This window comes from Streptomyces sp. NPDC037288, assembly GCF_055603265.1.
Genome location: NZ_JBVJVY010000034.1, coordinates 44,735 through 68,760, shown reverse-complemented (window position 1 = coordinate 68,760; position 24,026 = coordinate 44,735). Strand labels below are relative to the sequence as shown.

Annotated in this window: 20 protein-coding genes and 1 pseudogene; 14 read left to right on the top strand and 7 right to left on the bottom strand. The window is 73.6% G+C overall.

The annotated features are described in order from the left end of the window. Positions 1–39: 39 nt before the first annotated feature. The gene (locus ACZ7GZ_RS30850; RefSeq protein WP_471029159.1) at positions 40–1,524 is read left to right on the top strand and encodes a cytochrome P450; all 1,485 of its coding nucleotides are present in this window, start codon (positions 40–42) and stop codon (positions 1,522–1,524) included. Positions 1,525–1,548: 24 nt separating this feature from the next. On the opposite strand, the gene ACZ7GZ_RS30845 is transcribed toward ACZ7GZ_RS30850, so the two are convergent. Further along, entirely contained in the window at positions 1,549–2,547 is a 999-nt protein-coding gene (locus ACZ7GZ_RS30845) for a pseudouridine synthase (RefSeq protein ID WP_471029156.1), read from the bottom strand. A 66-nt stretch (positions 2,548–2,613) separates the two neighbouring features. Here ACZ7GZ_RS30845 and ACZ7GZ_RS30840 point away from each other — a divergent pair, with 66 nt between their 5' ends. Together ACZ7GZ_RS30840 and ACZ7GZ_RS30835 are read left to right on the top strand one after the other, a co-directional pair. Next, positions 2,614–3,195 (top strand): GNAT family N-acetyltransferase, encoded by a 582-nt coding sequence (locus ACZ7GZ_RS30840; protein ID WP_471029155.1) that lies wholly within the window; start codon positions 2,614–2,616, stop codon positions 3,193–3,195. A gap of 37 nt (positions 3,196–3,232) precedes the next feature. Continuing rightward, positions 3,233–4,171, top strand: a complete 939-nt coding sequence (locus ACZ7GZ_RS30835) for a 5'-nucleotidase (RefSeq protein WP_471029152.1) — start codon at positions 3,233–3,235, stop codon at positions 4,169–4,171. Positions 4,172–4,178: 7 nt separating this feature from the next. On the opposite strand, the gene ACZ7GZ_RS30830 is transcribed toward ACZ7GZ_RS30835, so the two are convergent. Together ACZ7GZ_RS30830 and ACZ7GZ_RS30825 are read right to left on the bottom strand one after the other, a co-directional pair. Continuing rightward, positions 4,179–5,024 carry a siderophore-interacting protein gene (locus ACZ7GZ_RS30830; RefSeq protein ID WP_471029151.1) on the bottom strand — a complete coding sequence of 282 codons (846 nt, stop codon included), beginning with the start codon at positions 5,022–5,024 and terminating at the stop codon, positions 4,179–4,181. 112 nt (positions 5,025–5,136) lie between these two features. Next, positions 5,137–6,057: a 5'-3' exonuclease gene (locus ACZ7GZ_RS30825; protein WP_471029150.1), complete on the bottom strand. Its 921-nt coding sequence runs from the start codon at positions 6,055–6,057 to the stop codon at positions 5,137–5,139. A 155-nt stretch (positions 6,058–6,212) separates the two neighbouring features. Here ACZ7GZ_RS30825 and ACZ7GZ_RS30820 point away from each other — a divergent pair, with 155 nt between their 5' ends. From ACZ7GZ_RS30820 to ACZ7GZ_RS30805, 4 genes are all read left to right on the top strand, one after another. Then, entirely contained in the window at positions 6,213–7,289 is a 1,077-nt protein-coding gene (locus ACZ7GZ_RS30820) for a quaternary amine ABC transporter ATP-binding protein (protein WP_471029147.1), read from the top strand. Further along, positions 7,282–9,096 carry an ABC transporter permease/substrate binding protein gene (locus ACZ7GZ_RS30815; RefSeq protein ID WP_471029146.1) on the top strand — a complete coding sequence of 605 codons (1,815 nt, stop codon included), beginning with the start codon at positions 7,282–7,284 and terminating at the stop codon, positions 9,094–9,096. The genes ACZ7GZ_RS30820 and ACZ7GZ_RS30815 overlap by 8 nt, the downstream gene beginning before the upstream one ends. A 382-nt stretch (positions 9,097–9,478) precedes the next feature. Continuing rightward, positions 9,479–10,048, top strand: a complete 570-nt coding sequence (locus ACZ7GZ_RS30810; protein ID WP_450799892.1) for a helix-turn-helix domain-containing protein — start codon at positions 9,479–9,481, stop codon at positions 10,046–10,048. A 145-nt stretch (positions 10,049–10,193) separates the two neighbouring features. Beyond that, complete coding sequence (locus ACZ7GZ_RS30805) at positions 10,194–10,913, top strand: helical backbone metal receptor (protein ID WP_471029144.1); 720 nt, start codon at positions 10,194–10,196, stop codon at positions 10,911–10,913. Here the strand turns inward: ACZ7GZ_RS30805 and ACZ7GZ_RS30800 are convergent. Further along, positions 10,825–11,979, bottom strand: a pseudogene (locus ACZ7GZ_RS30800) (TDT family transporter). The gene ACZ7GZ_RS30805 and the pseudogene ACZ7GZ_RS30800 overlap by 89 nt on opposite strands. A 70-nt stretch (positions 11,980–12,049) precedes the next feature. Between ACZ7GZ_RS30800 and ACZ7GZ_RS30795 the strand changes: the two are divergent. Together ACZ7GZ_RS30795 and ACZ7GZ_RS30790 are read left to right on the top strand one after the other, a co-directional pair. Next, positions 12,050–12,973, top strand: coding sequence for a LysR family transcriptional regulator (locus ACZ7GZ_RS30795; RefSeq protein ID WP_471029141.1), 924 nt, complete (start codon positions 12,050–12,052; stop codon positions 12,971–12,973). Between the two features lie 203 nt (positions 12,974–13,176). Further along, a complete protein-coding gene (locus ACZ7GZ_RS30790; RefSeq protein ID WP_471029139.1) occupies positions 13,177–14,130 on the top strand; it encodes a phosphotransferase in 954 nt (317 codons plus the stop codon). A gap of 125 nt (positions 14,131–14,255) precedes the next feature. Here ACZ7GZ_RS30790 and ACZ7GZ_RS30785 read toward each other — a convergent pair whose 3' ends face one another. Continuing rightward, complete coding sequence (locus tag ACZ7GZ_RS30785) at positions 14,256–14,942, bottom strand: gamma-glutamyl-gamma-aminobutyrate hydrolase family protein (RefSeq protein WP_471029138.1); 687 nt, start codon at positions 14,940–14,942, stop codon at positions 14,256–14,258. A 52-nt stretch (positions 14,943–14,994) separates the two neighbouring features. Further along, positions 14,995–15,732, bottom strand: a complete 738-nt coding sequence (locus ACZ7GZ_RS30780) for a FadR/GntR family transcriptional regulator (RefSeq protein WP_471029136.1) — start codon at positions 15,730–15,732, stop codon at positions 14,995–14,997. Positions 15,733–15,828: 96 nt separating this feature from the next. Between ACZ7GZ_RS30780 and ACZ7GZ_RS30775 the strand changes: the two genes are divergently transcribed. The 3 genes from ACZ7GZ_RS30775 to ACZ7GZ_RS30765 are packed head-to-tail and all read left to right on the top strand — an operon-like array spanning position 15,829 to position 19,372. Beyond that, complete coding sequence (locus ACZ7GZ_RS30775; protein WP_471029135.1) at positions 15,829–17,193, top strand: glutamine synthetase family protein; 1,365 nt, start codon at positions 15,829–15,831, stop codon at positions 17,191–17,193. Between the two features lie 11 nt (positions 17,194–17,204). Continuing rightward, positions 17,205–18,593, top strand: coding sequence for an aldehyde dehydrogenase family protein (locus tag ACZ7GZ_RS30770; RefSeq protein WP_471029134.1), 1,389 nt, complete (start codon positions 17,205–17,207; stop codon positions 18,591–18,593). After that, positions 18,590–19,372 carry a 3-oxoacyl-ACP reductase gene (locus tag ACZ7GZ_RS30765; protein WP_471029133.1) on the top strand — a complete coding sequence of 261 codons (783 nt, stop codon included), beginning with the start codon at positions 18,590–18,592 and terminating at the stop codon, positions 19,370–19,372. The genes ACZ7GZ_RS30770 and ACZ7GZ_RS30765 overlap by 4 nt, the downstream gene beginning before the upstream one ends. 11 nt (positions 19,373–19,383) lie before the next feature. Here ACZ7GZ_RS30765 and ACZ7GZ_RS30760 read toward each other — a convergent pair whose 3' ends face one another. Next, a complete protein-coding gene (locus ACZ7GZ_RS30760; RefSeq protein WP_471029132.1) occupies positions 19,384–20,586 on the bottom strand; it encodes an amino acid deaminase/aldolase in 1,203 nt (400 codons plus the stop codon). Between the two features lie 446 nt (positions 20,587–21,032). Between ACZ7GZ_RS30760 and ACZ7GZ_RS30755 the strand changes: the two genes are divergently transcribed. Then, entirely contained in the window at positions 21,033–22,832 is a 1,800-nt protein-coding gene (locus ACZ7GZ_RS30755; RefSeq protein WP_471029131.1) for a hypothetical protein, read from the top strand. Beyond that, complete coding sequence (gene mycP / locus ACZ7GZ_RS30750) at positions 22,829–24,016, top strand: type VII secretion-associated serine protease mycosin (RefSeq protein ID WP_471029128.1); 1,188 nt, start codon at positions 22,829–22,831, stop codon at positions 24,014–24,016. Before ACZ7GZ_RS30755 ends, mycP begins: the two co-directional genes overlap by 4 nt. Positions 24,017–24,026 lie beyond the last annotated feature (10 nt).

Sequence of the window (24,026 nt, the reverse complement as noted above, 5' to 3'; positions counted from 1 at the left end):
TGCCCGCCCCCACACCCGTTTTCGTTCCGGAGCGACCCCGTGACGTCTGAATTCACCTCCCTGACCAACACAGACCCCACCGCCTTCCCGCCGCCGGGCTGCCCCGCGCACGGCCTCGGCCCCGGCGGGCTGCACCGGCTCTACGGCCCCGACGCGCAGGACCTGGGCGACCTCTACGAGCGGCTGCGGGAGCAGCACGGCTCCGTGGCGCCCGTGCTGCTCCACGACGACGTACCGATGTGGGTCGTCCTCGGGCACGCCGAGAACCTGCACATGGTCCGCAGCCCCTCCCTGTACACCCGCGACAGCCGGATCTGGAGTCCGCTGGCCGACGGCATGGTCAAGCCGGACCACCCGCTCATGCCGCACATCGCCTGGCAGCCGATCTGCTCGCACGCCGAGGGCGACGAGCACCAGCGGCTGCGCGCGGCGGTCACCGCGGCCATGGCCACCATCGACCACCGCAGCATGCGCCGCCACATCGGCCGCTACACCCAGGGCCTGGTCAACAGCTTCTGCGAACGCGGCCGGGCCGACCTGGTCTCCCAGTTCGCCGAGCACCTGCCGATGGCCGTCATGTGCGAGATCCTCGGCATGCCGGACGAGTACGACGACCGGATGGTGCAGGCCGCCCGGGACGCCCTGAAGGGCACCGAGACCGCCATCCAGAGCCACGCCTATGTCATGGACGCACTCAGCCGGCTCACCGCCCGGCGCCGCGCCCGGCCCGAGGACGACGTCACCAGTCACCTCGTCACCCACCCGGCCGGACTCAGCGACGACGAGGTCCGCGAACACCTGCGGCTCGTCCTCTTCGCGGCCTACGAGGCCACCGCGAACCTCCTCGCCAACGCGCTGCGCATGGTCCTCACCGAGCCGGGCTTCCGCGCCCAGCTCAGCGGCGGCCAGATGACCGTGCCGGAGGCGATCGAGCAGTCCCTGTGGGACGAACCGCCGTTCAGCACCGTCCTCGGCTACTACGCCAAGCAGGACACCGAGCTGGGCGGGCAGCGCATCCGCAAGGGCGACGGCCTGCTCTTCGCGCCCGCGCCGGGCAACCTCGACCCGCGAATCCGCCCGGACCTGTCCGCGAGCATGCAGGGCAACCGTTCCCACCTCGCCTTCGGCGGCGGCCCGCACGAGTGCCCCGGCCAGGACATCGGCCGCGCCATCGCCGACGTCGGCGTCGACGCGCTGCTGATGCGGCTGCCCGACATCCAGCTCGACTGCGCGGAGGAGGAGTTGCGCTGGCGTTCGTCCATCGCCTCCCGGCACCTGGTGTCCCTGCCCGTGCGCTTCGAGCCGAAGCCGCAGCAGGACGTCGACGGCCCGCCCCGGCCCCTGGCCATCCCGCAGCAGATCTCCACCCGCCAGACCGGTCCGGCGCGGCAGCGTTCGGCGATGCAGCCGCGCACCACCGCCCCCGGCCCCGCTGTGCCCGAGCCCTACCGTCCGGGACCCGAGCCGGCGGCCCGCCCGCGGGGCCTCTGGCGGCGGCTGCTGAACTGGTGGCGTGGGGAGTAGCGAAGGAAGTCCCGCGAGGGGCCGTCAGCCGTCTGCGGCTGCGTCGTGGCTGGTGGCGCAGTTCCCCGCGCCCTCGCCGGGCGCGGCCCACGCGGCGTCGGGCGACCAGGCGCGGAGCACACGCTCGCTGACGAACGAGTGCTCCGCTCCGGTGACCGGGTCGGTGAACTCCAGCCTCCGCGCGAGCAGTTGCAGCGGGCACCGGAAGTCACCGGCCGGTACCGGGGCGGTCACCTCCGGGTACAGCGGATCGCCGAGGATGGGCACGCCGAGCGCGTTCAGATGCACCCGCAGCTGATGGGTCTGCCCGGTCGCCGGGACGAGCCGGTACCGGGCGAGCCCGCCCCGGTACCCGGCGAGCTCCACATGTGTCTCGGCGTTCGTCTCGCCCTCGGCCTCCCGGGCCGCCGGCACGCCGCGCTCCTTGACGATCCGGCTGCGCACGGTCCGGGGCAGGATCAGCGAGGGGTCGTACGGGGCGACCGCCTCGTACTCCTTGTGGACCCGCCGGTCCCGGAACAGCGTCTGGTACGCGCCGCGCTCCTCGGGCCGCACGGTGAACAGCACCAGCCCCGCCGTGAGCCGGTCCAGCCGGTGCGCGGCGGTCAGCGTCGGTATGTCCAGCTCGCGGCGCAGCCGGGCCAGCGCGGTCTCGGCCACATGTGTGCCGCGCGGGGTCGTCGCGAGGAAGTGCGGCTTGTCGGCCACGACGATGTGGTCGTCCCGGTACACCACCTCCACCGGGAAGGGCACCGGTACCTCGGCGGGCAGCTCGCGGTGGAACCACACGAACATCCCCGGCCGGTACGGCGCGTCCGGCGCCACCGCCCGCCCGTCGGCGCCCACGACCCGCCCCGCGTCGAACATCGACTCGACCATCCCGGGCCCGGCCCCCGTCAGCCGCGCCACCAGATGCTCCCGCACGGTGGCCCACGTCCCGTCGTGCGGCAGCCGCACCCGCACCGGGTCGACACCGTCGATCTGGGGGAGCGGGGCGGGCGGGGGCGGGGTACGGCGTCTCATCGGGGTCAAGGGTACGAGGCGGAAAGCGGGTGCGCCGGCGGCCCGGTGGCCGTCAGGATGTGGATCATGCCCTTTCTCACCAGTCCGGTGCTGACCTCCGGAACCCTCGCCCGTATCCCGCAGCCCACCCTTCCGACCGGTGACGGCCTGCTCCTGCGGCCGTGGCGGGCCGGGGACGCGCCCGCCGTGTACACGGCCATGCAAGACCCGGTCATGCAGCAGTGGCACATCAGGGCCGCCGACTCCGTGGAGGAGGTCGCCGGCTGGATCGAGCAGTGGCGGACCTCCTGGGCGGCGGAGGGCAACGCCCCGTGGGCCGTCGTCGACGAGACGACGGACGAGCTGCTGGGACGGATGTCGCTTCGTCAGATCGTGCTCGAGGACGGTTGCGCCGAGATCGCGTACTGGACCGCGGCACACGCCCGCGGCCGGGGTGTGGCGGCCCGCGCGGCGACCGCGCTGTCCCGGTGGGCCTTGGACGAGATCGGCTTCCACCGCCTGGAACTCCTGCACGCCACCGCCAACCAGGCCTCCTGCCGTGTCGCCGTCAAGGCCGGTTTCGCCCCGGAGGGCACCAAGCGCAGCGCCCTGCTCCACCCCGACGGCTGGCACGACATGCACCTGCACGCACGCGTGCGCGGCGACTGAGCACCGGACGCGGCCGGTCGGTGTGAAGATGTAGCCCATGCCCGCCTACGATCTCGCGAACCGACTCGTCGTCGGTGTCGCCTCCAGTGCCCTGTTCGATCTGCGGGAGTCGGACGCGGTCTTCCGCGAGCAGGGCGAGGAGGCCTACCGGGCCTATCAGGAGGAGAACCGCGACACCACGCTGCGGCCGGGCGTCGCCTTCGCCTTCATCCGGCGGCTGCTGTCGCTGAACGACCTGGGCGAGCCGGGAGATCCGCTCGTCGAGGTCATCATCCTCTCCCGTAACGACCCGGACACCGGTCTGCGGGTCATGCGGTCGATCCAGACCCACGGGCTGGCGATCAGCCGGGCCGTCTTCATGCAGGGCCGGTCCCCGTACAAGTTCATGCCCGCGCTGAACATGTCCCTGTTCCTGTCGGCGAACGGCAACGACGTGCGGGAGGCCGTCGCCGCCGGACTGCCCGCGGGGCATGTGCTCGGAGCGGCGTACCCGGACGACCCCGCCGACCGGGAGCTGCGGATCGCGTTCGACTTCGACGGGGTGCTCGCCACTGACGCCGCCGAGCAGGTGTACCAGGCCGACGGACTGGAGGAGTTCCGCGCACACGAGGCCCGTAACGCGGCGACCCCGCACGACCCCGGGCCGCTGCGGGACTTCCTCGCCGGGGTGAACCGGATACAGCGCCGGGAGGAGGAGCGGCGCAAGAGCGACCCGGGCTACGCGGTCCGGGTCCACGTCTCCATCGTGACCGCGCGCAACGCCCCCGCGCACGAGCGCGCCGTCAACAGCCTCAAGCAGTGGGGCGTGCGGGTCAACGACGCCTTCTTCCTCGGCGGCATCGACAAGGGCTCGGTCATGAAGGTGCTGGATCCGCACATCTTCTTCGACGACCAGGTGACGCACCTGCGCAGCACGTCCCGGACCACGCCCAGCGTGCACATCCCGTTCGGCAAGATCAACGAGGTGCCGTCCTGAGCAGCGGTCAGGCCGCCGCCGCGCCGCTCTCCTGCTCGGCCTCGACGCGGGCGTTCCACTCCCGCTTGGCGGCCTGCCAGCCGTCCTCGTTGTGCCCCAGGCGCCAGTAGCCGGAGATCGACAGGTCCTCGCGCGGGACGCCCCGCTCGACCCGCAGCAGCCGGCGCAGCTCCTTCACGAAGCCCGCCTCACCGTGCACGAACGCGTGCACCCGGCCCTCGGGGAACTCCAGCGCGCGGACGGCCTGGAGCAGCGCCTCGCCGACCGGCCGGTCCCCCCGGTGCAGCCAGACGACCTCCACCTCGGAGTCGATCTTCTGTTCCTCGCCGGGGCCGGACACCTCCACGAAGGCGTGCGCGCGGGCGCCGGCGGGCAGCGCCTCCAGGGACCGTGCGATGGCGGGCAGGGCGCTCTCGTCACCGGCGAGCAGGTGCCAGTCGGCGGCCGGGTCGGGGGCGTAGGCGCCGCCGGGGCCCATGAAGCGCACGGGCTCACCCGGCCGCACCCGGGTGGCCCACGGGCCGGCCAGGCCCTCGTCGCCGTGGACGACGAAGTCCAGGGTCAGCTCCCGGTGTTCGGGATCCCAGGCGCGCACGGTGTAGGTCCGGGTCACCGGCCACTGCTCCCGCGGGAACTCGGCACGGATCCGCTCCAGGTCGAAGGGTTCCGGGTAGGTCACGCCGTCGGGGCCGAAGAGGAGCTTGACGTAGTGGTCGGTGCAGGTGTCCGCCGTGAAGTCGGCCAGGCCCTCGCCGCCGAGCACCACCCGCTGCATGTGCGGGGTCAGTCGCTCGGTGCGGATCACATGGGCGATGCGGGCCTTACGCGGCTTTCGTCCCGGACGCTCTGCCATCACGACCTCCTGCCAATGGGTTAGGTTTACCTAAGTTAGCATCTCCCGCGGAGTCAACACCTCCTCGATGGACGCGGGATGAGCGCACTTTGCCGGAATATTCCGCGCCGGGTCACTCGGCCAGCGTGGTCAACAGCCGCTGCAGCGAACCGCCGAGCCCCCAGCGCTTGGCCAGCTGCTGCAGCGCCGCCGCATCGCGCGGGGCGTGCGGCAGGGCCGTGTCGACGTCCGGCAGCGGGACGTCGTCGGCCACCCGCACCACCTTCGGCGCGACCGCGACATAGGGCCGGGCCTCGGTGAGCCGCTTGCGCTGCGACGGCGTGAGCCTCGCCCGCGGGTCGTCGACCGCCGCCATGATCCCGGCCAGGTCACCGAACTCGGCGAGCAGCTTGGCGGCCGTCTTCTCGCCGATCCCGGCCACGCCCGGCAGGCCGTCGCTCGGGTCGCCGCGCAGCAGCGCGAGGTCCGCGTACCCGCGCCCGTCCACGCCATACTTCGCGCGCAGCACCGCCTCGTCGGTCAGCTGCAGCGTGCCGACGCCCTTCAGCGGGTACAGCACCCGGATCCCGCGCGCGTCGTCCACCAGCTGGTACAGATCGCGGTCGCCGGTGACGATGTCCACCGGGCCCTCGGCGCGTGCCGTGAAGGAGCCGATCACGTCGTCCGCCTCGTACCCCGCGACGCCGACCCGCGCGATGCCGAGCGCGTCCAGCACGTCCTCGATGACCGGCACCTGCGGGGAGAGCGTGTCCGGCACCTCCTCCTCGTCCGGCGCGCCCTCGTGCTCCTCGGCGACCCGGTGCGCCTTGTAGGTGGGGATGAGGTCCACCCGCCACTGCGGCCGCCAGTCGGCGTCCGTGCAGGCCACCAGCCGCTCCGGCCGGTGGTCCCTGACCAGCCGGTCGATGAAGTCCAGCAGCCCGCGCACGGCGTTCACGGGCGTGCCGTCCGGGGCCTTCACGGAGTCCGGGACGCCGAAGTAGGCGCGGAAGTACAGCGAAGCGGTGTCGAGGAGCATGAGTCGTCCGGTCACGCTCGCATCATGCCGCACGGCACTGACAGCCACCCTCCGGCGCCGGAACGCGTTGCGTGGTGCGCATCGCCGTGAGTCCGGCCACGTGGGGGTTTGCCTCCGCTTGACCTGGGGAGGCGCGGCCTTTGTTCGGACCGCCGAGACGAGAGGTACGCGTGCAATCGAGGCTTGAGGCCGATCACCTGTTCAAGGTGTTCGGCAGACGACCGGACGACGCGGTGGAACGCCTGCAGCAGGGCGCCGACCGGAAGGAACTGCGCACCGACGGCACCACCGCCGCCGTGATCGACGCCTCGTTCCGCGTCGAGGCCGGTGAGATCTTCGTCGTCATGGGCCTGTCCGGCTCCGGCAAGTCCACCCTGCTGCGCATGCTCAACGGCCTGCTGGAGCCGACCGCGGGCACCGTCCGCTTCGACGGCCAGGACCTGACCGCGCTCACCTCCCGCGCACTGCGCGAGCTGCGCTCGAAGAAGATCAGCATGGTCTTCCAGCACTTCGCGCTGTTCCCGCACCGCAGCGTCCGCGACAACGCCGCCTACGGCCTGGAAGTGCAGGGCGTGCCCCGCGCCGAGCGCGAACGCCGCGCCGACGAGGCGCTCGCCCTGTGCGGCCTGGCCGGCTGGGAGAAGTCCTGGCCCGACGAGCTGTCCGGCGGCATGCAGCAGCGCGTCGGCCTCGCCCGCGCCCTCGCCACCGACGCCGACCTGCTCCTCATGGACGAGTCCTTCAGCGCCCTGGACCCGCTGATCCGCCGGGACATGCAGGACCAGCTGCTCGAACTGCAGAAGACCCTGAAGAAGACCATCGTCTTCATCACCCACGACCTCAACGAGGCCATGCGGCTCGGCGACCGCATCGCCGTGATGCGCGACGGCCGCATCGTGCAGACCGGCACCGCCGAGGACATCCTGCTGCGCCCCGCGAACGACTACGTCGCCTCCTTCGTCCAGGACGTCGACCGATCCCGCGTGCTGACGGCGGGCGCCCTCATGGACACCTCGGTCACGGCCGATGCCCCGCTGTGCGGCTGTGAGACCGCGACCCGTGAGACGCCGTTCGCGCAGCTGTGCGCGATCAGCGCCCGGCTGTCCCACCGCGTCTGTGTCGTGGACGAGGCCGACAGGGTCATCGGTGTCGTGCCGAGGCAGCGGCTGGTGGGCTTCCTCGGCGACGAGACGGCCGATCCCGTCCCCTGTGACAACCCGGACGGGAAGGTGATCAGCCGTGCCTAGGATCCACCTGGGCGACTGGGTCGACTCCGGCGTCAAATGGCTGCTCGACCACCTCTCCTGGTTCTTCGACGCCGTCAAGGCGGTCATGGAGGGCATGTACAACGGCATCGACGCCGTGCTCGGCGCGCCCCAGCCGCTGCTGATGGCCGGCATCCTCGCCGTCCTCGCCTGGTGGCTGCGCGGCCTCACCGCCGGTGTCCTCGCCTTCGCCGGGTTCGCGCTGGTCGACTCGCTCGCCCTGTGGGACGAGGCCATGTCCACGCTCTCCCTGGTCCTCGTGGCCACCGTCATCGCGCTGCTGATCGCCGTCCCGCTGGGCGTCTGGGCGGCCCGCTCCAAGGCGGTCAGCGCGACCGTACGGCCCGTCCTGGACCTGCTGCAGACCATGCCGTCGATGGTCCTGCTGATCCCGGCCATGCTGTTCTTCGGCCTCGGCACCGCCCCCGGTGTCGTCGCCACCCTGATCTTCGCGCTCGCCCCCGGCGTCCGCATGACCGAGCTGGGCATCCGCCAGGTCGACGCCGAACTGGTCGAGGCCGCCGAGGCGTTCGGCACCACCCCGCGCAACATCCTCTGGCGCGTCCAGCTGCCGCTCGCCCTGCCGACCATCATGGCCGGCGTCAACCAGGTGATCATGCTGGGCCTGTCGATGGTCGTCATCGCGGGCATGGTCGGCACCGGCGGCCTCGGCGGCGCCGTCAACGAGGCCATCGGCCAGCTCGACATCGGCTACGGCTTCGAGGCCGGCGTCGGCATCGTCGTGCTCGCCGTCTACCTCGACCGGATCACCGGCGCGCTTGGCACCCAGCTCTCCCCACTCGGCCGCAGGGCCGCCGCCAAGGAACGCACGCGCGCGTGGTCGTACCGCCCGCGCCCGGCCGTCGCGGTCGTCGGCGTGGTCGTGCTCGCCCTGGTCGCGGGCGGGATGAGTGTCTTCGGCCGCTCCGCCGGCAGCTCCGAGGCCTCCGGGCCGGACGTCGGCAAGGGCAGGGAGATCAAGATCGGTTACATCCCCTGGGACGAGGGCATCGCCTCCACCTTCCTCTGGAAGGAGATCCTGGAGGAACGCGGCTTCAAGGTCACCACCACCCAGTACACGGCCGGCCCCCTCTACACCGGGCTCGCCACCGGCCAGCTCGACTTCCAGACCGACTCCTGGCTGCCCACCACCCATGCCGAGTACTGGAAGAAGTACGGCAAGCAGCTCGACGACCTCGGCAAGTGGTACGGCCCCACCTCCCTGGAGCTGAGCGTCCCCTCCTATGTCAAGGACGTGAACTCCCTGGCGGACCTCGGGGACCACGCCTCCGAGTTCGGCGGGAAGATCGTCGGCATCGAGCCCAGCGCGGGCATGATGGGCCTGCTCAAGAGCAAGGTCCTCAAGGAGTACGGCCTTCAGGGCAGCTACGACGTGATCGACGGCTCCACGTCGGCCATGCTCTCCGAGCTGAGGCGCGCCTACACCAGGAAGCAGCCGGTCGTCGTCACCCTGTGGTCCCCGCACTGGGCCTACAGCGACTACGACCTGAAGAAGCTCAAGGACCCCCGGGGCGCCTGGGGCAAGGGCGACGGCGTGCACACCCTGGCCCGCACGGGCTTCGCCGACGACAATCCGCAGGTCGGCCGCTGGCTGAAGGACTTCTCCATGACCGAGAGGCAGCTCACCGGACTGGAGTCGCAGATCCAGAAGGCCGGCAAGGGCAAGGAGCAGGACGCCGTCCGCGACTGGCTCCGCGAGAACCCCGGCCTGGTCGACAAGTGGGCCCCGGTCGCCAAGAAGGACCCGCACGGTCAGGCGGCCGGGTGACCTGACCGGCCCGGACCGCCCCGGAGGGGCGGGCGCCGCCGTACGCCACAGAGCGTCCGGCGCGCCCGCCCCTCGTGGCGTCTGCGGGTACGACAAGAATCCGGCCAATCACTGTGCGTGATGATCGTTGGCCTGTGCGGAGCCGCTCGGCCCAGCTGGTCGGCATATTCACCCCGTCTGGGTACTCAGCCCCAAGGGATCCCGAGGCCCCGTCACCGTGGCGCGAACCGTGAGGGTGAGGGCTTCGCGGCACGTCGGGGATGTGACAGGGGCGTGAAACGGTTTGCCGAACATGCGTAGGGTGCAGAGAAGTCATCAGAGGGTCCGCCCCGACCCGGGCACCCGGACAGCGGCACGACGAGCGAGGGAGGGAGCCGGAGCGATGGGCGACCACAAAGAGCAGCCCGTGCGGGTGGGCGCGGCCGTCCGGCGGCGCCGCCGGGCCCTGGAACTGACCCTCGCCGTCGTGGCCGAGCGCACCGGTCTGTCGGTGCCGTTCCTCAGTCAGGTCGAGAACGACCGGGCCCGCCCCAGCCGCACGTCACTGGAGAAACTGGCCGACGCCCTGCGCACCACGGCCGTCGAACTCCTCGCCGCCGCGGACCCGGCGGCCAGCGTCGACGTCGTCCGTGCGGATCCGGCCGACCCGGACGACTTCGAGCCGCGCACCCGCTCCCTGGTGCGCGGCCACCACCAGTTGCACGCCTCCGAGTTCACCGGCGACCACGACGCCGGCCGCGAGTTCCAGCACCGCAACGACGAGCTGATGTACGTCGCCGACGGTGCGGTGGAGATAGAGGCCGAGGGGCGCGCGTACCGCCTCGGCCGCGGCGACACGTTGTACCTGACCGGTGGGGTACGGCACAGGTGGCGGGCGACGGTGCCGGATACGCGGGTCATCGTGGTGGCGGTGGCCGAACACATCGAGGCCGTTCAGGACAGATCTCGCTGAGAGTTCCGCGGGAGGCCGTGAGGGGCGTGACGGGTCGTCGGTCGTCTGCGGCGCCGTCGTGGCCGGCCGCGCCCACGCGGCGGCAGCCGCATGTCGGACACACCCCCGCGCCCCTTTGGGACGCTGCCCTCGCCGGAGTCGCACAGTGCGCATCGTCTCCCTGGTCCCGTCCCTCACCGAGGCCGTAGCGGTGACGCTTCCCAAGGCCCTCGTCGGTGTCACGGACTGGTGCACCCGTCCGGGGGGCCTGGACGTCACCCGGATCGGCGGGACCAAGAACCCCGAGCTCGACCGTGTCCTCGCCCTCGCCCCCGACCTGGTGATCGCCAACGAGGAGGAGAACCGCGCCCCCGACCTGGACGCCCTGCGCGCCGCGGGGTGCGACGTGCTGGTCACCGAGGTGCGGAGCGTGTCGCAGGCCTTCGCCGAGCTGGAACGGGTGCTCGTCGCGTGCGGCGCGCCGGGACGCCCGCGCTGGCTGGCGGAGGCCGAGGCGGCCTGGGCCTCCCCGCCGCGGCCTCCGGCCCGTGCCACCGCCGTCGTACCGGTCTGGCGACGGCCCTGGATGGTCCTCGGCCGGGACACCTTCGCCGGTGACGTCCTGGCCCGGCTCGGCGTCGACCACCTCTACGCCGGCCACCCCGGGCGCTACCCCCGGGTGCCGCTGGAGGAACTGCGCGCGGCGGCTCCGGACCTGGTGGTCCTGCCCGACGAGCCCTACCGCTTCACCGCCGACGACGGCCCGGAAGCCTTTCCCGGACTGCCCTGCGCCCTGGTCAGCGGGCGGCACCTGACCTGGTACGGCCCGTCCCTGGCCGAGGCGCCGCGGGTGCTGGCCGAGGCGCTGCGAGCAGCTCGCCCCTGAGCAGGCCGCGCACGGTGCCGGCGGCGGCCGCCGACCAGGCGACCGTGAGGGCGGCGTACAGCCCGACGGCCAGCCCGTCTTAGACCGCGAGACCGGTGCGCCGGGCGAGGACCGCGGCGCCGGTGACACACGTGCCCACCGGGAAGGTGAACGCCCACCAGGTCATCGCGAACCCCATGCCCTGCCGGCGGGCCCGCACCACGTGCGCGGTCGCCAGCGCCAGCCACAGCAGCGCGAACCCCATGACCGGCACCCCGTACAGGACGGCGAAGACGCCGAGGCCACGGTCGTACGGGGCCGGTACGACCCCGGGAGCCGCGTCCGCGATCCGGTCGACCGCGGTGGTGGACTGTCCGAGCGGGCCCAGGACCAGGAACAGGGTCGGGGTGAGCGCGAGCGGCAGCGGGCCGGAGGTGACCAGCCGGGCGAAGACCAGCGGCAGCATCAGCAGCGTCGCGAACAGGCTCAGCCCGAACAGCGCGAAGCAGGCCAGCAGCAGGGTCTCGCGGGGCCGGCCCGGTGGCAGATGCGGCACCAGCAGCGGGCCGAGCGCGGCCGACACCATCGGGGCGACCAGCGGCAACAGCCACACCGGCGTCGCCTGCGCGGGCTGGACGCGATGCCGTACCGCCATCAGGTAGGGCACGGTCACGGCAGCCGCGAGCCCCGTGGTGAACAGCGCGGTGTCCAGGGCGACGGCCGTGCCGGTGCCGAGCAGGTCCCGCCCGGCCGTCAGGGCGCCGCCGCCGACCGACAGCAGGGCCATGGACAGACAGCCGTAGAAGGGGGCCATGGCCGGGTCGAGGAGATCGGCACGGGCCTGGTCGCGGTGGCGGGCCCAGTGCAGGGCCCGGGCCGCCAGCAGGGCCACGAGCATGATCAGGGACAGCGCCCAGGCCCCCTCGAAGACATCGCGCAGCCCTTCTTCGTGTGCGGGCAGCGCGACCCCGGCCGAGCCGAGGATGGCGGTGCCCATGACGCAGGCGTACCAGTTGGGGCCGAGACGGCGGACCCGGGCGGCGCGGGGGACGGAGGTGACGGGCAGAGACTGGGCTACGGTGACCACACCTCTACGGTCGCCCCGCCGCCCGCCCCTGACCAGGAGGTTCCCGCCTATGGGGGCATAAGCTGGTCTTATGAGCGAGGTGCAGGGGCCCCGAGAGCGCACGGAATCACTGGCCCACCGGGTGCCGGACCTGGCCGCACTGGAACTGCTGCTGGCGGTGGCGCGGCTGGGCAGCCTCGGGGCGGCGGCGCGCGAGGTCGGCATCACCCAGCCCGCCGCCAGCAGCCGGATCCGTTCCATGGAGCGGCAGCTGGGCGTGGCCCTGGTCGACCGCTCGCCGCGCGGCTCCCGGCTCACGGACGCCGGGGCGCTGGTGACGGACTGGGCCCGTCGGGTCGTGGAGGCGGCGGCGGCCTTCGACGCCGGTGCGCGGGCGCTGCGCGACCGGCGGGACTCACGCCTCAGGGTCGCGGCGAGCATGACCATCGCCGAGTACCTGCTGCCCGGCTGGCTCCTCGCGCTGCACGCCCAGCGGCCCGACACGGCGGTGTCCCTCCTCGCCGGCAACTCGGCGAAGGTCGCGGAACTGCTGCTGTCCGGCGAGGCGGACCTCGGCTTCGTGGAGGGGCTGACGGTACCGACGGGCCTGGACTCCGCCGTCATCGCCCGCGACCGGCTGATCGTCGTCACCGCCCCCGGCCATCCGTGGGCCCGCCGCCGGCGCCCCCTGACGCCGCAGGAGCTGGCGGCCACCCCGCTGATCCTCCGTGAGCGCGGCTCCGGTACCCGCCAGGTCCTGGACGCGGCGCTCGGCGGCCTCGCCCGTCCCCTGATCGAGCTGTCCTCGACCACGGCGGTCAAGGCGTCGGCGGTCAGCGGGGCGGGCCCGTCGGTCCTCAGCGAGCTGGCGGTGGGGGAGGAGCTGTCCATGCGGCGCCTGGTCGGCATCCCGGTGGAAGGCGTCTCCCTGCGCCGCGAGTTGCGGGCGGTCTGGCCGACGGGGCACCGGCCGACGGGGCCCGCGCGGGAGTTGCTGTCGCTGACGCGGGGCTGACGGGTGCGGCCGGTCGGGGGCGGGCGGCGCCCCGCAGCCGACGGCACTGCAGCTCCCCAGGGGCGCGGGGAACCGCGCGACCAGCCGGCCATGGACCCGCACCGGGTGACCCGCAACCCTGCGGCGCCCATCCGCCCGACCCCCGCGGCGCCGGACCGAAAACCCTTGGCCAAGCCACGCAGCGACCCGGCACCATGCTGCGCATGACCGCCACCGCCCCGCCCGCCGCAGGCGTCCGCGCCCCCTGGGAAGACCTCCCCGCCGCCGTCCGCGACGCCGTAGGCGGGATACTCGGCGCGCCGGTCGTACGGTCGGAGACACAGCGCGGCGGTTTCTCGCCCGGCGTGGCCGCACGGGTGCGTACCGCGGCGGGCGGCACCGGCTTCGTCAAGGCGGTGAGCGCCGAGACCAATCCGCACAGCCCGCATCTGCACCGCCGCGAGGCACGCACCGCCGCCGCGCTCCCGGCCGCCGTACCCGCGCCCCGGCTGCTCGGGACGTACGACGACGGCACCTGGGTGGCGCTGGTCTTCGAGGAGGTGGCGGGGCGTCAGCCGCACGTGCCCTGGCGGCCGGAGGAGTTGCGCCGGGTGCTCGACGCCGTGACCGTGCTCGCCCGCACCGGCACGCCGTGTCCCCTCGACGTTCCGTCCGTCGCCGAGGACCTGGCCGAGGGCTTCAGCGGCTGGCGCAGGCTCCTGGACGGTGAGGCCGGTGACGTACGCGACCGGCTCGGTGCCTGGACCGCCGCTCATCTTCCCGGCCTCGCCGCGCTGGAAGCCCGCTGGGCCGAAGGCGCCTCGGGGGACACCCTGGCCCATTGCGATCTGCGCGCGGACAACGTGCTGCTCACGGACGAGGGGGGCGTCGTCATCGTGGACTGGCCGCACGCCCTGCGCGCCGCCCCCTGGTTCGACCTGCTCGTCCTGCTGCCGTGCGTGCGGGCCCAGGGCGGACCCGACCCCGAGGAGGTCTTCACCGCGCACCCGCTGGGCCGGGGCGCCGACCGGGACGCCGTGACCGCCGCGCTGGCCGCCCTCACGGGCTACTTCCTGCGCAGCTCCCTGAATCCGCCGCCCCCGGGCCTGCCCACCCTCCGCCCGTTCCAGCGTGCCCAGGGAGACGCGGCCCTGGAATGGCTCAGAAAGCGGCTGTGACCACGTCCCAGCCGAGAACTCGGGGGAGCGGCCGGCCACGACGGCGCCGCAGTCGGCATAGGGCCCCGACCAGCCGCAGCGCACCGCACCCGCCGACGGCCGCATGCCGTACGGCGCCGTTCCGCTCAGCCCGCGGCAGCGACCAGCGCGCGCATCACCCGCAGGTCCTCGCCCATCTCGGGATGCCACTGCACGCCGAGCACCCAGCCCCGGTCCGCCGGCAGCTCGACCGCCTCCACCGTGCCGTCCGCCGCGTAGGCAGAGGGCACCAGTCCGGTGCCGAGCCGGTCCACGGCCTGGTGGTGGTAGGTGGGCACGGTCGTCTCCTCAGGGACGATCCCGGCGTACAGGCTGCCCGGCACCGGCTTCACCGGGTGGCCGCCGAACACCCCGACCACCTCCGCGTGCCCGTCCAGGTGCTGCACCAGGGTTCCGCCGAGCGCCACGTTCAGCAGCTGCATGCCCCGGCAGACGCCCAGCAGCGGCGTCCCGGCGGCCAAGGCGGCCCCGATCAGGGCGAGTTCCCAGGTGTCGCGGGCCGGGGCGGGCGGGCCGGTGCGGGGGTCGCGCTCGGCGCCGTACCGGGACGGGTCCACGTCCGGGCCGCCCGCGATCACCAGCCCGTCGAGCCGGGCCACCGTCGCCGCCGCCCGCTCGGGCGCGTCCGGCGGCAGGAGTGCGGCCAGCCCGCCGGCCCGCTGCACCAGCCGGGGGTAGGCGGCGGGCAGCAGGGCCGCCTCCAGTTCCCACACGCCCCAGCGGGCGCCGTTCTCCAGATACGTGCTCACACCGATCAACGGCCGTCCGGTCACGCCGCCCTCCCAGTCATCCAAAGGTGTCCATTGATACCTTTGCAGAGCGGAGTCACGTCAGGAAGCCCCGCAGCAGCGCCGCCGTGCCCGCGCAGTGCTCGCGCATCATCTCCCGCGCGCCGTCCGCGTCCCCGTCCAGCACCGCCTCCACCAGCGCGGTGTGCTGGCGCTGCGAGTGCTCCAGGTTGCGCACCAGCAGCGGGATGCAGTCGAGCAGGTCGTTGACGGTGGCCCGGACCGCCGCGTACTGCGCCGTCAGGGAGGGGGAGCCGCACAGCTCGGCCAGCGTCAGGTGCAGCAGGGTGTCCGCCCGGCGGTAGTCGGCCAGCGGGGCCTCGTGCGTGCGGTCCAGTGCCTCGCGCAGCCGGTCCGCCTGCTCCTCCGCCAGTCCGTGCGTCGCGCACAGCCCGGCCGCCCCCACCTCCAGGACCTCGCGGAACCGCAGGACGTCCTCGATGTCGACCTCGGCGATCCGGCGCCGCAGCTCGTCCTCGCCGCCGGCGTCCGCGCGCGGCCGCACGAACGTGCCGCCATAGCGCCCGCGCCGCGCCTCCACCAGCCCCTGGTCCTGCAGCACCTTCAGCACCTCGCGCAGCGTCACCCGGCTGATCCCGAGCCGCTCCGCCAGCTCCCGCTCGGCCGGCAGCCGCTCCCCGCCCGGCACCAGACCGAGCCGCACGACCTGGAGGATCTGCTCCAGCGCCTCCTCGAAGCCGTTGCCCGCCCGCACCGGCCGCAGCACCGGAGCGAGCCGGTCACCCACCCCCTGAGTGTCGCTCTCCCAGGACATCCGGCCGTACCCCCTTCCCAAGCAATGGTTCTGAGCAATACCTTATGGCTCCCGGCCCGGCCGAAAAAGCGCGAAGGCGCCGAAGGAGGCTCTCCCGTGGCAGACCGCACACCCCCGCTCAGTGTCGAGGAACTGCACGCCCTCGTCGCGAGCGGTGAGATCGACACTGTCGTCCTGGCCTTCCCCGATATGCAAGGGCGCCTCCAGGGCAAGCGGTTCGCCGCCCGCTTCTTCCTCGACGAGGTCCTGCACCACGGCACCGAGGGCTGCAACTACCTCCTCGCCGTCGACACGGAGATGAACACCGTCGACGGCTACGCGATGTCCTCCTGGGACCGCGGCTACGGCGACTTCGCCATGCGCCCCGACCTCGCCACCCTGCGCCGCATCCCCTGGCACCCCGGCACCGCCCTGCTCGTGGCGGACCTCGCCTGGACCGACGGGTCCCCGGTGGTCGCCGCCCCGCGCCAGATCCTGCGCCGCCAGCTGGACCGCCTCGCCGAACTCGGCTACACCGCCCAGGTCGGCACCGAGCTCGAGTTCATCGTCTTCAAGGACAGCTACGAGGAGGCGTGGGACGCGGGCTACCGGGGGCTCACGCCCGCCAACCAGTACAACATCGACTACTCCATCCTCGGCACCGGCCGCATCGAGCCCCTGCTGCGCCGCCTGCGCAACGACATGGCGGGCGCCGGCCTCACCGTCGAGTCCGCCAAGGGCGAGTGCAACCCCGGCCAGCACGAGATCGCCTTCCGCTACGACGAGGCCCTCGTCACCTGCGACCAGCACGCGCTGTACAAGACCGGCGCCAAGGAGATCGCCGCCCAGGAAGGCGTCTCGATCACCTTCATGGCCAAGTACAACGAGCGCGAGGGCAACTCCTGCCACATCCACCTCTCACTCGCCGACGCCGACGGCGACAACGCCATGGCGGGGGGCGGCGAGGGCGGGATGTCCGAGGTCATGCGGCACTTCCTCGCCGGACAGCTCGCCGCCCTGCGCGACTTCTCGCTCCTGTACGCCCCGAACATCAACTCCTACAAGCGGTTCCAGCCGGGCTCCTTCGCCCCCACCGCCGTCGCCTGGGGCCACGACAACCGCACCTGCGCCCTGCGCGTGGTCGGCCACGGCCGCTCCCTGCGCTTCGAGAACCGCCTGCCCGGCGGTGACGTCAACCCCTACCTCGCCGTCGCGGGGCTGGTCGCGGCCGGCCTGTACGGCATCGAGCAGAAGCTCGAACTACCCGAACCCTGCGCGGGCAACGCCTACGCCGCCGGCCTCGAGCACGTCCCGACCACCCTCCGGGAGGCCGCGGAGCTCTGGGAGAACAGCCCCGTGGCCAAGGCCGCCTTCGGCGACGAGGTCGTGGCCCACTACCGCAACATGGCGCGCGTCGAACTGGACGCCTTCGACGCCGCGGTCACCGACTGGGAGCTGCGCCGCTCCTTCGAACGCCTGTGAAAGGTCACCACGTGTCCGACCCGCACGAGCTCGTCGTCCTCAACCCCGCCACGGAAGAGGTCCTCGCCACCGTCCCCGCCGCGACCGGGGAGGACGTGGACGCCGCCGTCGTACGGGCCGCCCGCGCCCAGACCGGATGGGCCGCCCTCGCCCCCGCCGACCGCGCCCGGCTGCTGCGCCGCTTCGCCGACACCGTCGACGCCCGCCTGGAGGAACTCGCCCAGCTGGAGGTCCGCGAGGCCGGCCACACCGTCGGCAATGCCCGCTGGGAGGCCGGCAACGCCCGTGACCTGCTGCTGTACGCGGCCGGCGGCGCCGAACGCCTCCTCGGCCGGCAGATCCCGGTTCCCGGCGGCTGGAACGTCACCTTCCAGGAACCCCTCGGCGTCGTCGGTGTGATCGCGCCCTGGAACTTCCCCATGCCGATCGCCGCCTGGGGCTCCTTCCCGGCGCTGGCGGCCGGGAACGCGGTCGTCCTCAAGCCCGCCGAGACCACCCCGCTCACCGCGCTCCGCCTCGCCGAACTCGCCCTCGAGGCGGGCCTGCCCGAGCACGTCTTCCAGGTGCTGCCCGGCTACGGCCACACCGCCGGACGCGCGCTCGTGGACCACCCGGACGTCGCCAAGATCGTCTTCACCGGTTCCACCCGCACCGGCCGCGAGGTCATGGAGCGCTGCGCCAGGCTCGTCAAGCCGGTCACCCTCGAACTCGGGGGCAAGAGCCCCAACATCGTCTTCGCCGACGCCGACCTCAGGACCGCCCTCGACCCGTTCTCCTTCCTGGACAACTCCGGCCAGGACTGCTGCGCCCGCACCCGCATCCTGGTCCAGCAGACGGTGCTGGAGGAGGCCCGCGAGTTCCTCGCCGACGCGCTCGCCGCAGTCGTCGTGGGTGACCCGGCCGACGAGAAGACCCAGATGGGCCCGCTGATCTCCGGTCATCAGCTGGACCGCGTACGGTCCTACGTCCCCGCGGGCGCCCCGGCCCTGCGCGGCAGCGCCCCCGACGGCCCCGGCTTCTGGTTCCCGCCGACGGTCCTGACGGGGGAGCGGCCGGACGGCCGGGCGGCCCGGGAGGAGATCTTCGGGCCCGTCGCCGTCCTCCTCCCCTTCACCGACGAGGAGGACGCGATCCGCCTCGCCAACGACACCCCCTACGGCCTCTCCGGCTCCCTCTGGACCCGGGACCTCGGCCGCGCCCTGCGCGTCTCCCAGGCCGTCCGCGCGGGCAACCTGTCCGTCAACTCCCACTCCAGCGTCCGCTACTGGACCCCGTTCGGCGGCTTCAAGCAGTCCGGCCTCGGCCGTGAACTAGGCCCCGACGCCCTGACCGCCTTCACCGAGACCAAGAACGTCTTCATCAGCAACGTCTCCCCCAGCACGGAGGGCTCCGCACAGTGACCGACAACAGTGTTTGCCGCCGCCTGGCCGGCCGTACCGCCGTCGTGACCGGTGCCGGCAGCGGCATCGGCCTCGCCACCGTCCGCCGGCTCGCCTCCGAAGGCGCCCACGTCGTCTGCGCGGACGTGGACGAGGCCCGCGGCAAGGCCGCTGCCGACGAGGTCGGCGGACTCTTCGTGAAGGTCGACGTCACCGACCCCGAGCAGGTCGAGGCGCTGTTCGAGACGGCGTACGACACCTACGGCAGCGTCGACGTCGCCTTCAACAACGCCGGGATCTCCCCGCCCGACGACGACTCCATCCTGGAGACCGGCCTGGAGGCCTGGAAGCGGGTCCAGGAGGTCAACCTCACCTCCGTCTACCTGTGCTGCAAGGCCGCCATCCCCTACATGCGCCGCCAGGGCAAGGGGTCCATCATCAACACCGCGTCCTTCGTGGCGCGGATGGGCGCGGCGACGTCACAGATCTCGTACACCGCCTCCAAGGGGGGCGTGCTGGCCATGTCCCGGGAGCTGGGTGTGCAGTTCGCGCGGGAGGGGATCCGGGTCAACGCCCTCTGCCCGGGCCCGGTCAACACCCCGCTCCTGCAGGAGCTGTTCGCCAAGGACCCCGAGCGGGCCGCCCGCAGGCTCGTCCACATCCCGGTCGGGCGGTTCGCCGAGGCCGAGGAGATCGCCGCCGCCGTCGCCTTCCTGGCCAGCGACGACTCCTCCTTCGTCAACGCCACCGACTTCCTGGTCGACGGCGGCATCGCGGGCGCGTACGTCACGCCCCAGTAGGACGCACCCCGTCAGAGGAAGGTGTGCCCCTCACCGCGGTAGGTGGGCACGGTCGCGGTGACCGTGTCCCCCTCGATCAGGTGCAGGGCGTCGAACCGCTCGCACAGCTCGCCCGCCTTGGCGTGCCGGAACCACACCCTGTCACCGATGAGGAGGTCGTCGGCGGGCGAGCCGAGCAGCGGGGTCTGCACCTCGCCCGGGCCTTCCTGCGGGTCGTACGCCAGCCCCTCCGGCAGATACGGCACCGGAAGCCGGTCGGGGCCGGCGGCGCCGGAGGCCGGATAGCCACCGCCGAGCACGGTGACGACCCCGACCCCCGGCCGCCGTACGACGGGCTGGGCGAACAGGGCCGCCGGACGGCCGGTGAACGAGGTGTAGTTGTCGAAGAGCCGCGGTACGTACAGCCCCGAACCGGCCGCTATCTCCGTCACCGCGTCCTCGGCGGCGGTGTGCTGCACACTGCCCGTGCCGCCGCCGTTGACGAACTCCAGGCCGGGGACGACGGACCGGACCGCGCGTACGACCGCCGCCCGCCGCTCGGCCAGCTCACGGCGCGCGGCGGCCTGCATCAGCCGGATCGCCCGGGACCTGAACGGCCGCCCGGCCACCGCGTCCCCGACACCGGCGACATGTCCCTCGTACGCCATGATTCCCACCAGCCGGAACCCCGGCCGCCGGGCCACCGAGCGTGCCAGGTCGGCGAGCTGGGCGGGGGAGCGCAGCGGAGAGCGCCGCGCCCCGACCCGGATGCGGCCGCCCAGCAGCTTCAGGGAGGTGTCCAACTCCAGGCAGACACGCACCACTTCACCTCCGCCGTCGCGGGCGGCGTCGATGAGGTCGAGGTGCGCCGGATCGTCCACCATCACGGTCACCGCACCGGCGAGCTTGGGATCGGCGGCCAGCTCCGCGAAGCCGGCCCGGTCGGCGGACGGATAGGCCAGCAGGACGTCGTCGAACCCGGAACGCGCGAGCCACAGCGACTCGGCCAGCGTGAACGACATGACGCCCTGGAAGCCGTCCCCGGCCAGGACGCGCTCCAGCAGGGCCCGGCAGCGCACGGACTTGCTGGCGACCCGGACCGGCTTGCCGGCGGCCCGGCGGACGAGATCGGCCGCGTTGGCGTCGAAGGCGTCCAGGTCCACGATCGCGTAAGGGGCGTCGAGATGGGCGGTGGCCCGGTCGTAACGGGCCCGGTCGGCGGCGCGCGCAGTCATGACGGAAGCCTGCCAGAAGGGATTACCGCAGGGTAGGGGGACGTTCCGGGCAGATGCCCCGGTGCCGCGGACTGGTTCTGATTCTGGCCCGGACAACCCGTAGAGTGACGCGCACGTACCGCGGAACGCGCCCGGCCGCTTCACCTGAACCGGGATGCCGATCCGGCCGTACGGGTATGCGTGCCCGGGATGGAGCTTCTGCACCGGGCGCGGCCGAGCAGCGCAGCGGCCCGCGTACGTGAGGACGGCCCGGGCACGAGGAAACGGGGGGGTGCATGAGCACGGAAGCGCGCCACGCTCCCATCCCGCCGCGCCCCTCCGCTCCACCGCGCCCTTCGACTCCCCCCGGCCGGCCGGTGGACACCGGCGCCGAGCCGCCCGCACAGGGCACACCCCAGCGCCCGCCGGCATCCGACCCGGCGCCGCCCCACCCGACTCCCGCCCGCATGCCCGACACGACATCCCCCGAGGACCCCGACGACGAGCCGTCGGTCTTCATCCCCCGCGCCTCCCGCCCGTCCGCCGCGGGTTCCCCGCGCACCGACCAGCCGTCCACCGGCGGCACCGCGCCTGGGGGCCGGGTCTCGGGTGCGGGTGCCGTGGGCGACGGCTTGTCCGGCGGCGGAGGCCTCGTGCGTGACGGCCTGCCCGTCACCGGGGGAGGTCCCACGCGTGACGGCCTGCCCGTCACCGGGGGAGGTCCCACGCGTGACGGCCGGACGTCTGCCGCAGGCGGCGCGCGTCACGGTTCGGCTGCCGGGCGGTCGGCGGGTGACGGCCCGCTCTCCGGCAGCGGTGCCGACGACCGGTCCTCCGCCGCAGGTACCGTGCGCGCCGGCCGGCCGGCCGGCGGTGGCTCCGGGCGTGACGATCTGCCGGCCGGCGGGCGGGCCGTGCGTGAGGGGCGACGGCTGTCGGGTGAGGTCTTCGGGAGTGGTGCCGGCGCGCGTGGCCGCCATCCCGTGGTGCCCGAGGTCGCCGAGACCGCGAGTCCGCCTCCGCCGCCCGCCTCGGCTCGGTTCCCCGACGCCCCGCCCCGCTCGCGGCGCGAGGTCCCCGGCTCGGCGTCCCGGCGGCCGGAAGCGCCGGCGGAGACCTCCTCGGAGACGACCGCCCGGCTCCGTCCGGTCACCGCCGCGGAGACCACGACCCGGCTCCGGCCGGTCACCGAGTCCCCCGCGCCCCGCACCACCGCCGCCGCGTCCGTGCCTGCCCCGCCGGAGCCCCGCGGCTCCGGCGGCTCGCCCGTGCCTGCCGGCCGCGGTGGTGAGCGCCGTACCGCCGCCGCATCCGTCCCGCGTGGCCCCGCGGCGTCCGCCGGGCGCGCGCACGCGGGCGCGTGGAGTCCCATGGCCCCCGCCCACTCCGTCGGACCGCGGGCGGCCACGGGCTCGGCCGGCCCCGACCCGGCGCTGGCCTGGAGCGCCGGTGCGACCGCGTGGCCCGTCGTGTCGTTCGCGGAGCCCGAGGTGTTCGGCGAGCGCATCCGGCACCGGGTGGGCTCCCGCACCCTCGCCGCTGCCGCCTGCCTCGTGCTCGGCCTCGGTCTCATCGGCGGTGCCGTGACCGGGAGTTGGCTCACCGGCGACGACGGGGACAACGCCTCCGGCGACCACTTCGCCACCGCCGGGACGCTCTGGCACAACGTGCCCGTGGACCAGCTCTTCCCGCAGACCGTCCAGGGCACGGGCGCCGGACCCGGCGGCGCCGACCGCACGTGGACCCGGATCGCCGTGGCCCCGGACGGCGGCTGCGCCCACGCCTTCGACCCGCTGCTGCGGAAGGTCCTCGCCCCCGTCGGCTGCCAGCGGCTGCTGCGCGCCACCTACACCGACGCCACCCAGAGCTACGTCACCACCGTCGGCCTGCTGTTCACCAAGGCCGACCCCGCCGCCATGTCCGCGCTGGCCCGCCGTTTCCGCACCGAGCGCCTGGACCGGCGTGCCGATCTGATGCCCCGCCCGTACCCGGCCGAGAACACCCCCGCGGCCGGCTTCGGCGACAGGCAGCGCGCCTCCTGGACCATCTCCGTCCTCACCGACGCCCCTGTCGTCGCCTACGCCGTCTCCGGCTGGGCCGACGGCCGCCGCGTCGACGCGCCCCAGCCCGCCGCCGACGCCGTCAGCGCCGGTGCGACCACCGCACCGGCCCAGGCCGGCCTCGGCAACGAGGCCCAGGGCCTGGCCGACCGCATCGGGCGGCGCCTGCGCCAGAGCATCGGCACGGCCACGGAGACACCCTCATGAGGCGATCGATATGCGGCCACCGCCGCGTGGACCCGACCGGGGCGGCGGTGAGCCTGCTGCTCGCCGGCGCCCTCGCCCTGCTGCCGGCCACCGCCGCCCACGCCGACGGCATCCGCGCCCAGCAGTGGGCCCTGTCGGCGCTGAACCTGGACGAGGCCTGGCGCACCACCAAGGGCCGCGGTGTCACCGTCGCCGTCCTGGACACCGGCGTCGAGGCCGACCACCCCGACCTCGCCGGCAACGTCCTGCCCGCCAAGGACATGATCGGCTTCGGAGCCAGGCAGGGCGACCGCGCCTGGGCCCGGCACGGCACGGCCATGGCCGGCATCATCGCCGGGCACGGTCACGGCCCGGGCGACGGCGCCGGTGTCATGGGCGTCGCTCCCGAGGCGAAGATCCTGCCCGTACGCGTGATCCTCGAGGACGGCGACCCCGCCCGCGCCAAGGCCCGTACCAGCCGCGGCAACGCCCTCGCCGACGGCATCCGCTGGGCCGCCGACCACGGCGCCGACGTCATCAACCTCTCCCTCGGCGACGACTCGAACTCCGCGCACCCCGAGCCGAGCGAGGACGAGGCCGTGCAGTACGCCCTGAAGAAGGGCGTGGTGGTCGTCGCCTCCGCGGGTAACGGCGGCGACAAGGGCGACCACGTCTCCTATCCGGCCGCCTACCCCGGTGTCATCGCCGCGACCGCCGTCGACCGCTTCGACACCCGCGCCTCTTTCTCGACCCGTCGCTGGTACGCGGCGGTCAGCGCGCCCGGCGTCAACGTGGTCATCGCCGATCCCGACCACAAGTACTACGAGGGCTGGGGCACCTCGGCCGCGTCCGCCTTCGTCTCCGGCGCCGCGGCCCTGATCAAGGCCGCCCACCCGGACCTGAGCCCGGCCCAGGTCAAGACGCTCCTGGAGGACACCGCCCGGGACGCGCCGGCCGGTGGCCGGGACGACTCCCGCGGCTTCGGCATGATCGACCCGGCGGCGGCGCTGCGGGCGGCCGGGCGTCTGAAGCCGCGGGGCCTGCGCGCGGCGTCGTACGGCGAGAGGTACTTCGGCGCCGGACCGGACGCCCCCAAGGCCGCCTCCTCGGCCTCCGACTGGGCGGGCCCGCTGGCCGGCGGCATCGGCGGCGTCCTCCTGGTGGCGGGCGTGGTGCTGTGGAGGGGCCGCAGGGCGACGGCCTGAGGGCGTCCGG

Coding starts and splice junctions, on each gene's coding strand:
- ACZ7GZ_RS30780 (WP_471029136.1), bottom strand. CDS start 15,732: ATGTCCTGGGAGAGCGACACTCAGGGGGTGGGTGACCGGCTCGCTCCG.
- ACZ7GZ_RS30835 (WP_471029152.1), top strand. CDS start 3,233: ATGCCCGCCTACGATCTCGCGAACCGACTCGTCGTCGGTGTCGCCTCC.
- ACZ7GZ_RS30760 (WP_471029132.1), bottom strand. CDS start 20,586: ATGACTGCGCGCGCCGCCGACCGGGCCCGTTACGACCGGGCCACCGCC.
- ACZ7GZ_RS30810 (WP_450799892.1), top strand. CDS start 9,479: ATGGGCGACCACAAAGAGCAGCCCGTGCGGGTGGGCGCGGCCGTCCGG.
- ACZ7GZ_RS30830 (WP_471029151.1), bottom strand. CDS start 5,024: ATGGCAGAGCGTCCGGGACGAAAGCCGCGTAAGGCCCGCATCGCCCAT.
- ACZ7GZ_RS30845 (WP_471029156.1), bottom strand. CDS start 2,547: ATGAGACGCCGTACCCCGCCCCCGCCCGCCCCGCTCCCCCAGATCGAC.
- ACZ7GZ_RS30795 (WP_471029141.1), top strand. CDS start 12,050: ATGAGCGAGGTGCAGGGGCCCCGAGAGCGCACGGAATCACTGGCCCAC.
- ACZ7GZ_RS30755 (WP_471029131.1), top strand. CDS start 21,033: ATGCCCGACACGACATCCCCCGAGGACCCCGACGACGAGCCGTCGGTC.
- mycP (WP_471029128.1), top strand. CDS start 22,829: ATGAGGCGATCGATATGCGGCCACCGCCGCGTGGACCCGACCGGGGCG.
- ACZ7GZ_RS30790 (WP_471029139.1), top strand. CDS start 13,177: ATGACCGCCACCGCCCCGCCCGCCGCAGGCGTCCGCGCCCCCTGGGAA.
- ACZ7GZ_RS30840 (WP_471029155.1), top strand. CDS start 2,614: ATGCCCTTTCTCACCAGTCCGGTGCTGACCTCCGGAACCCTCGCCCGT.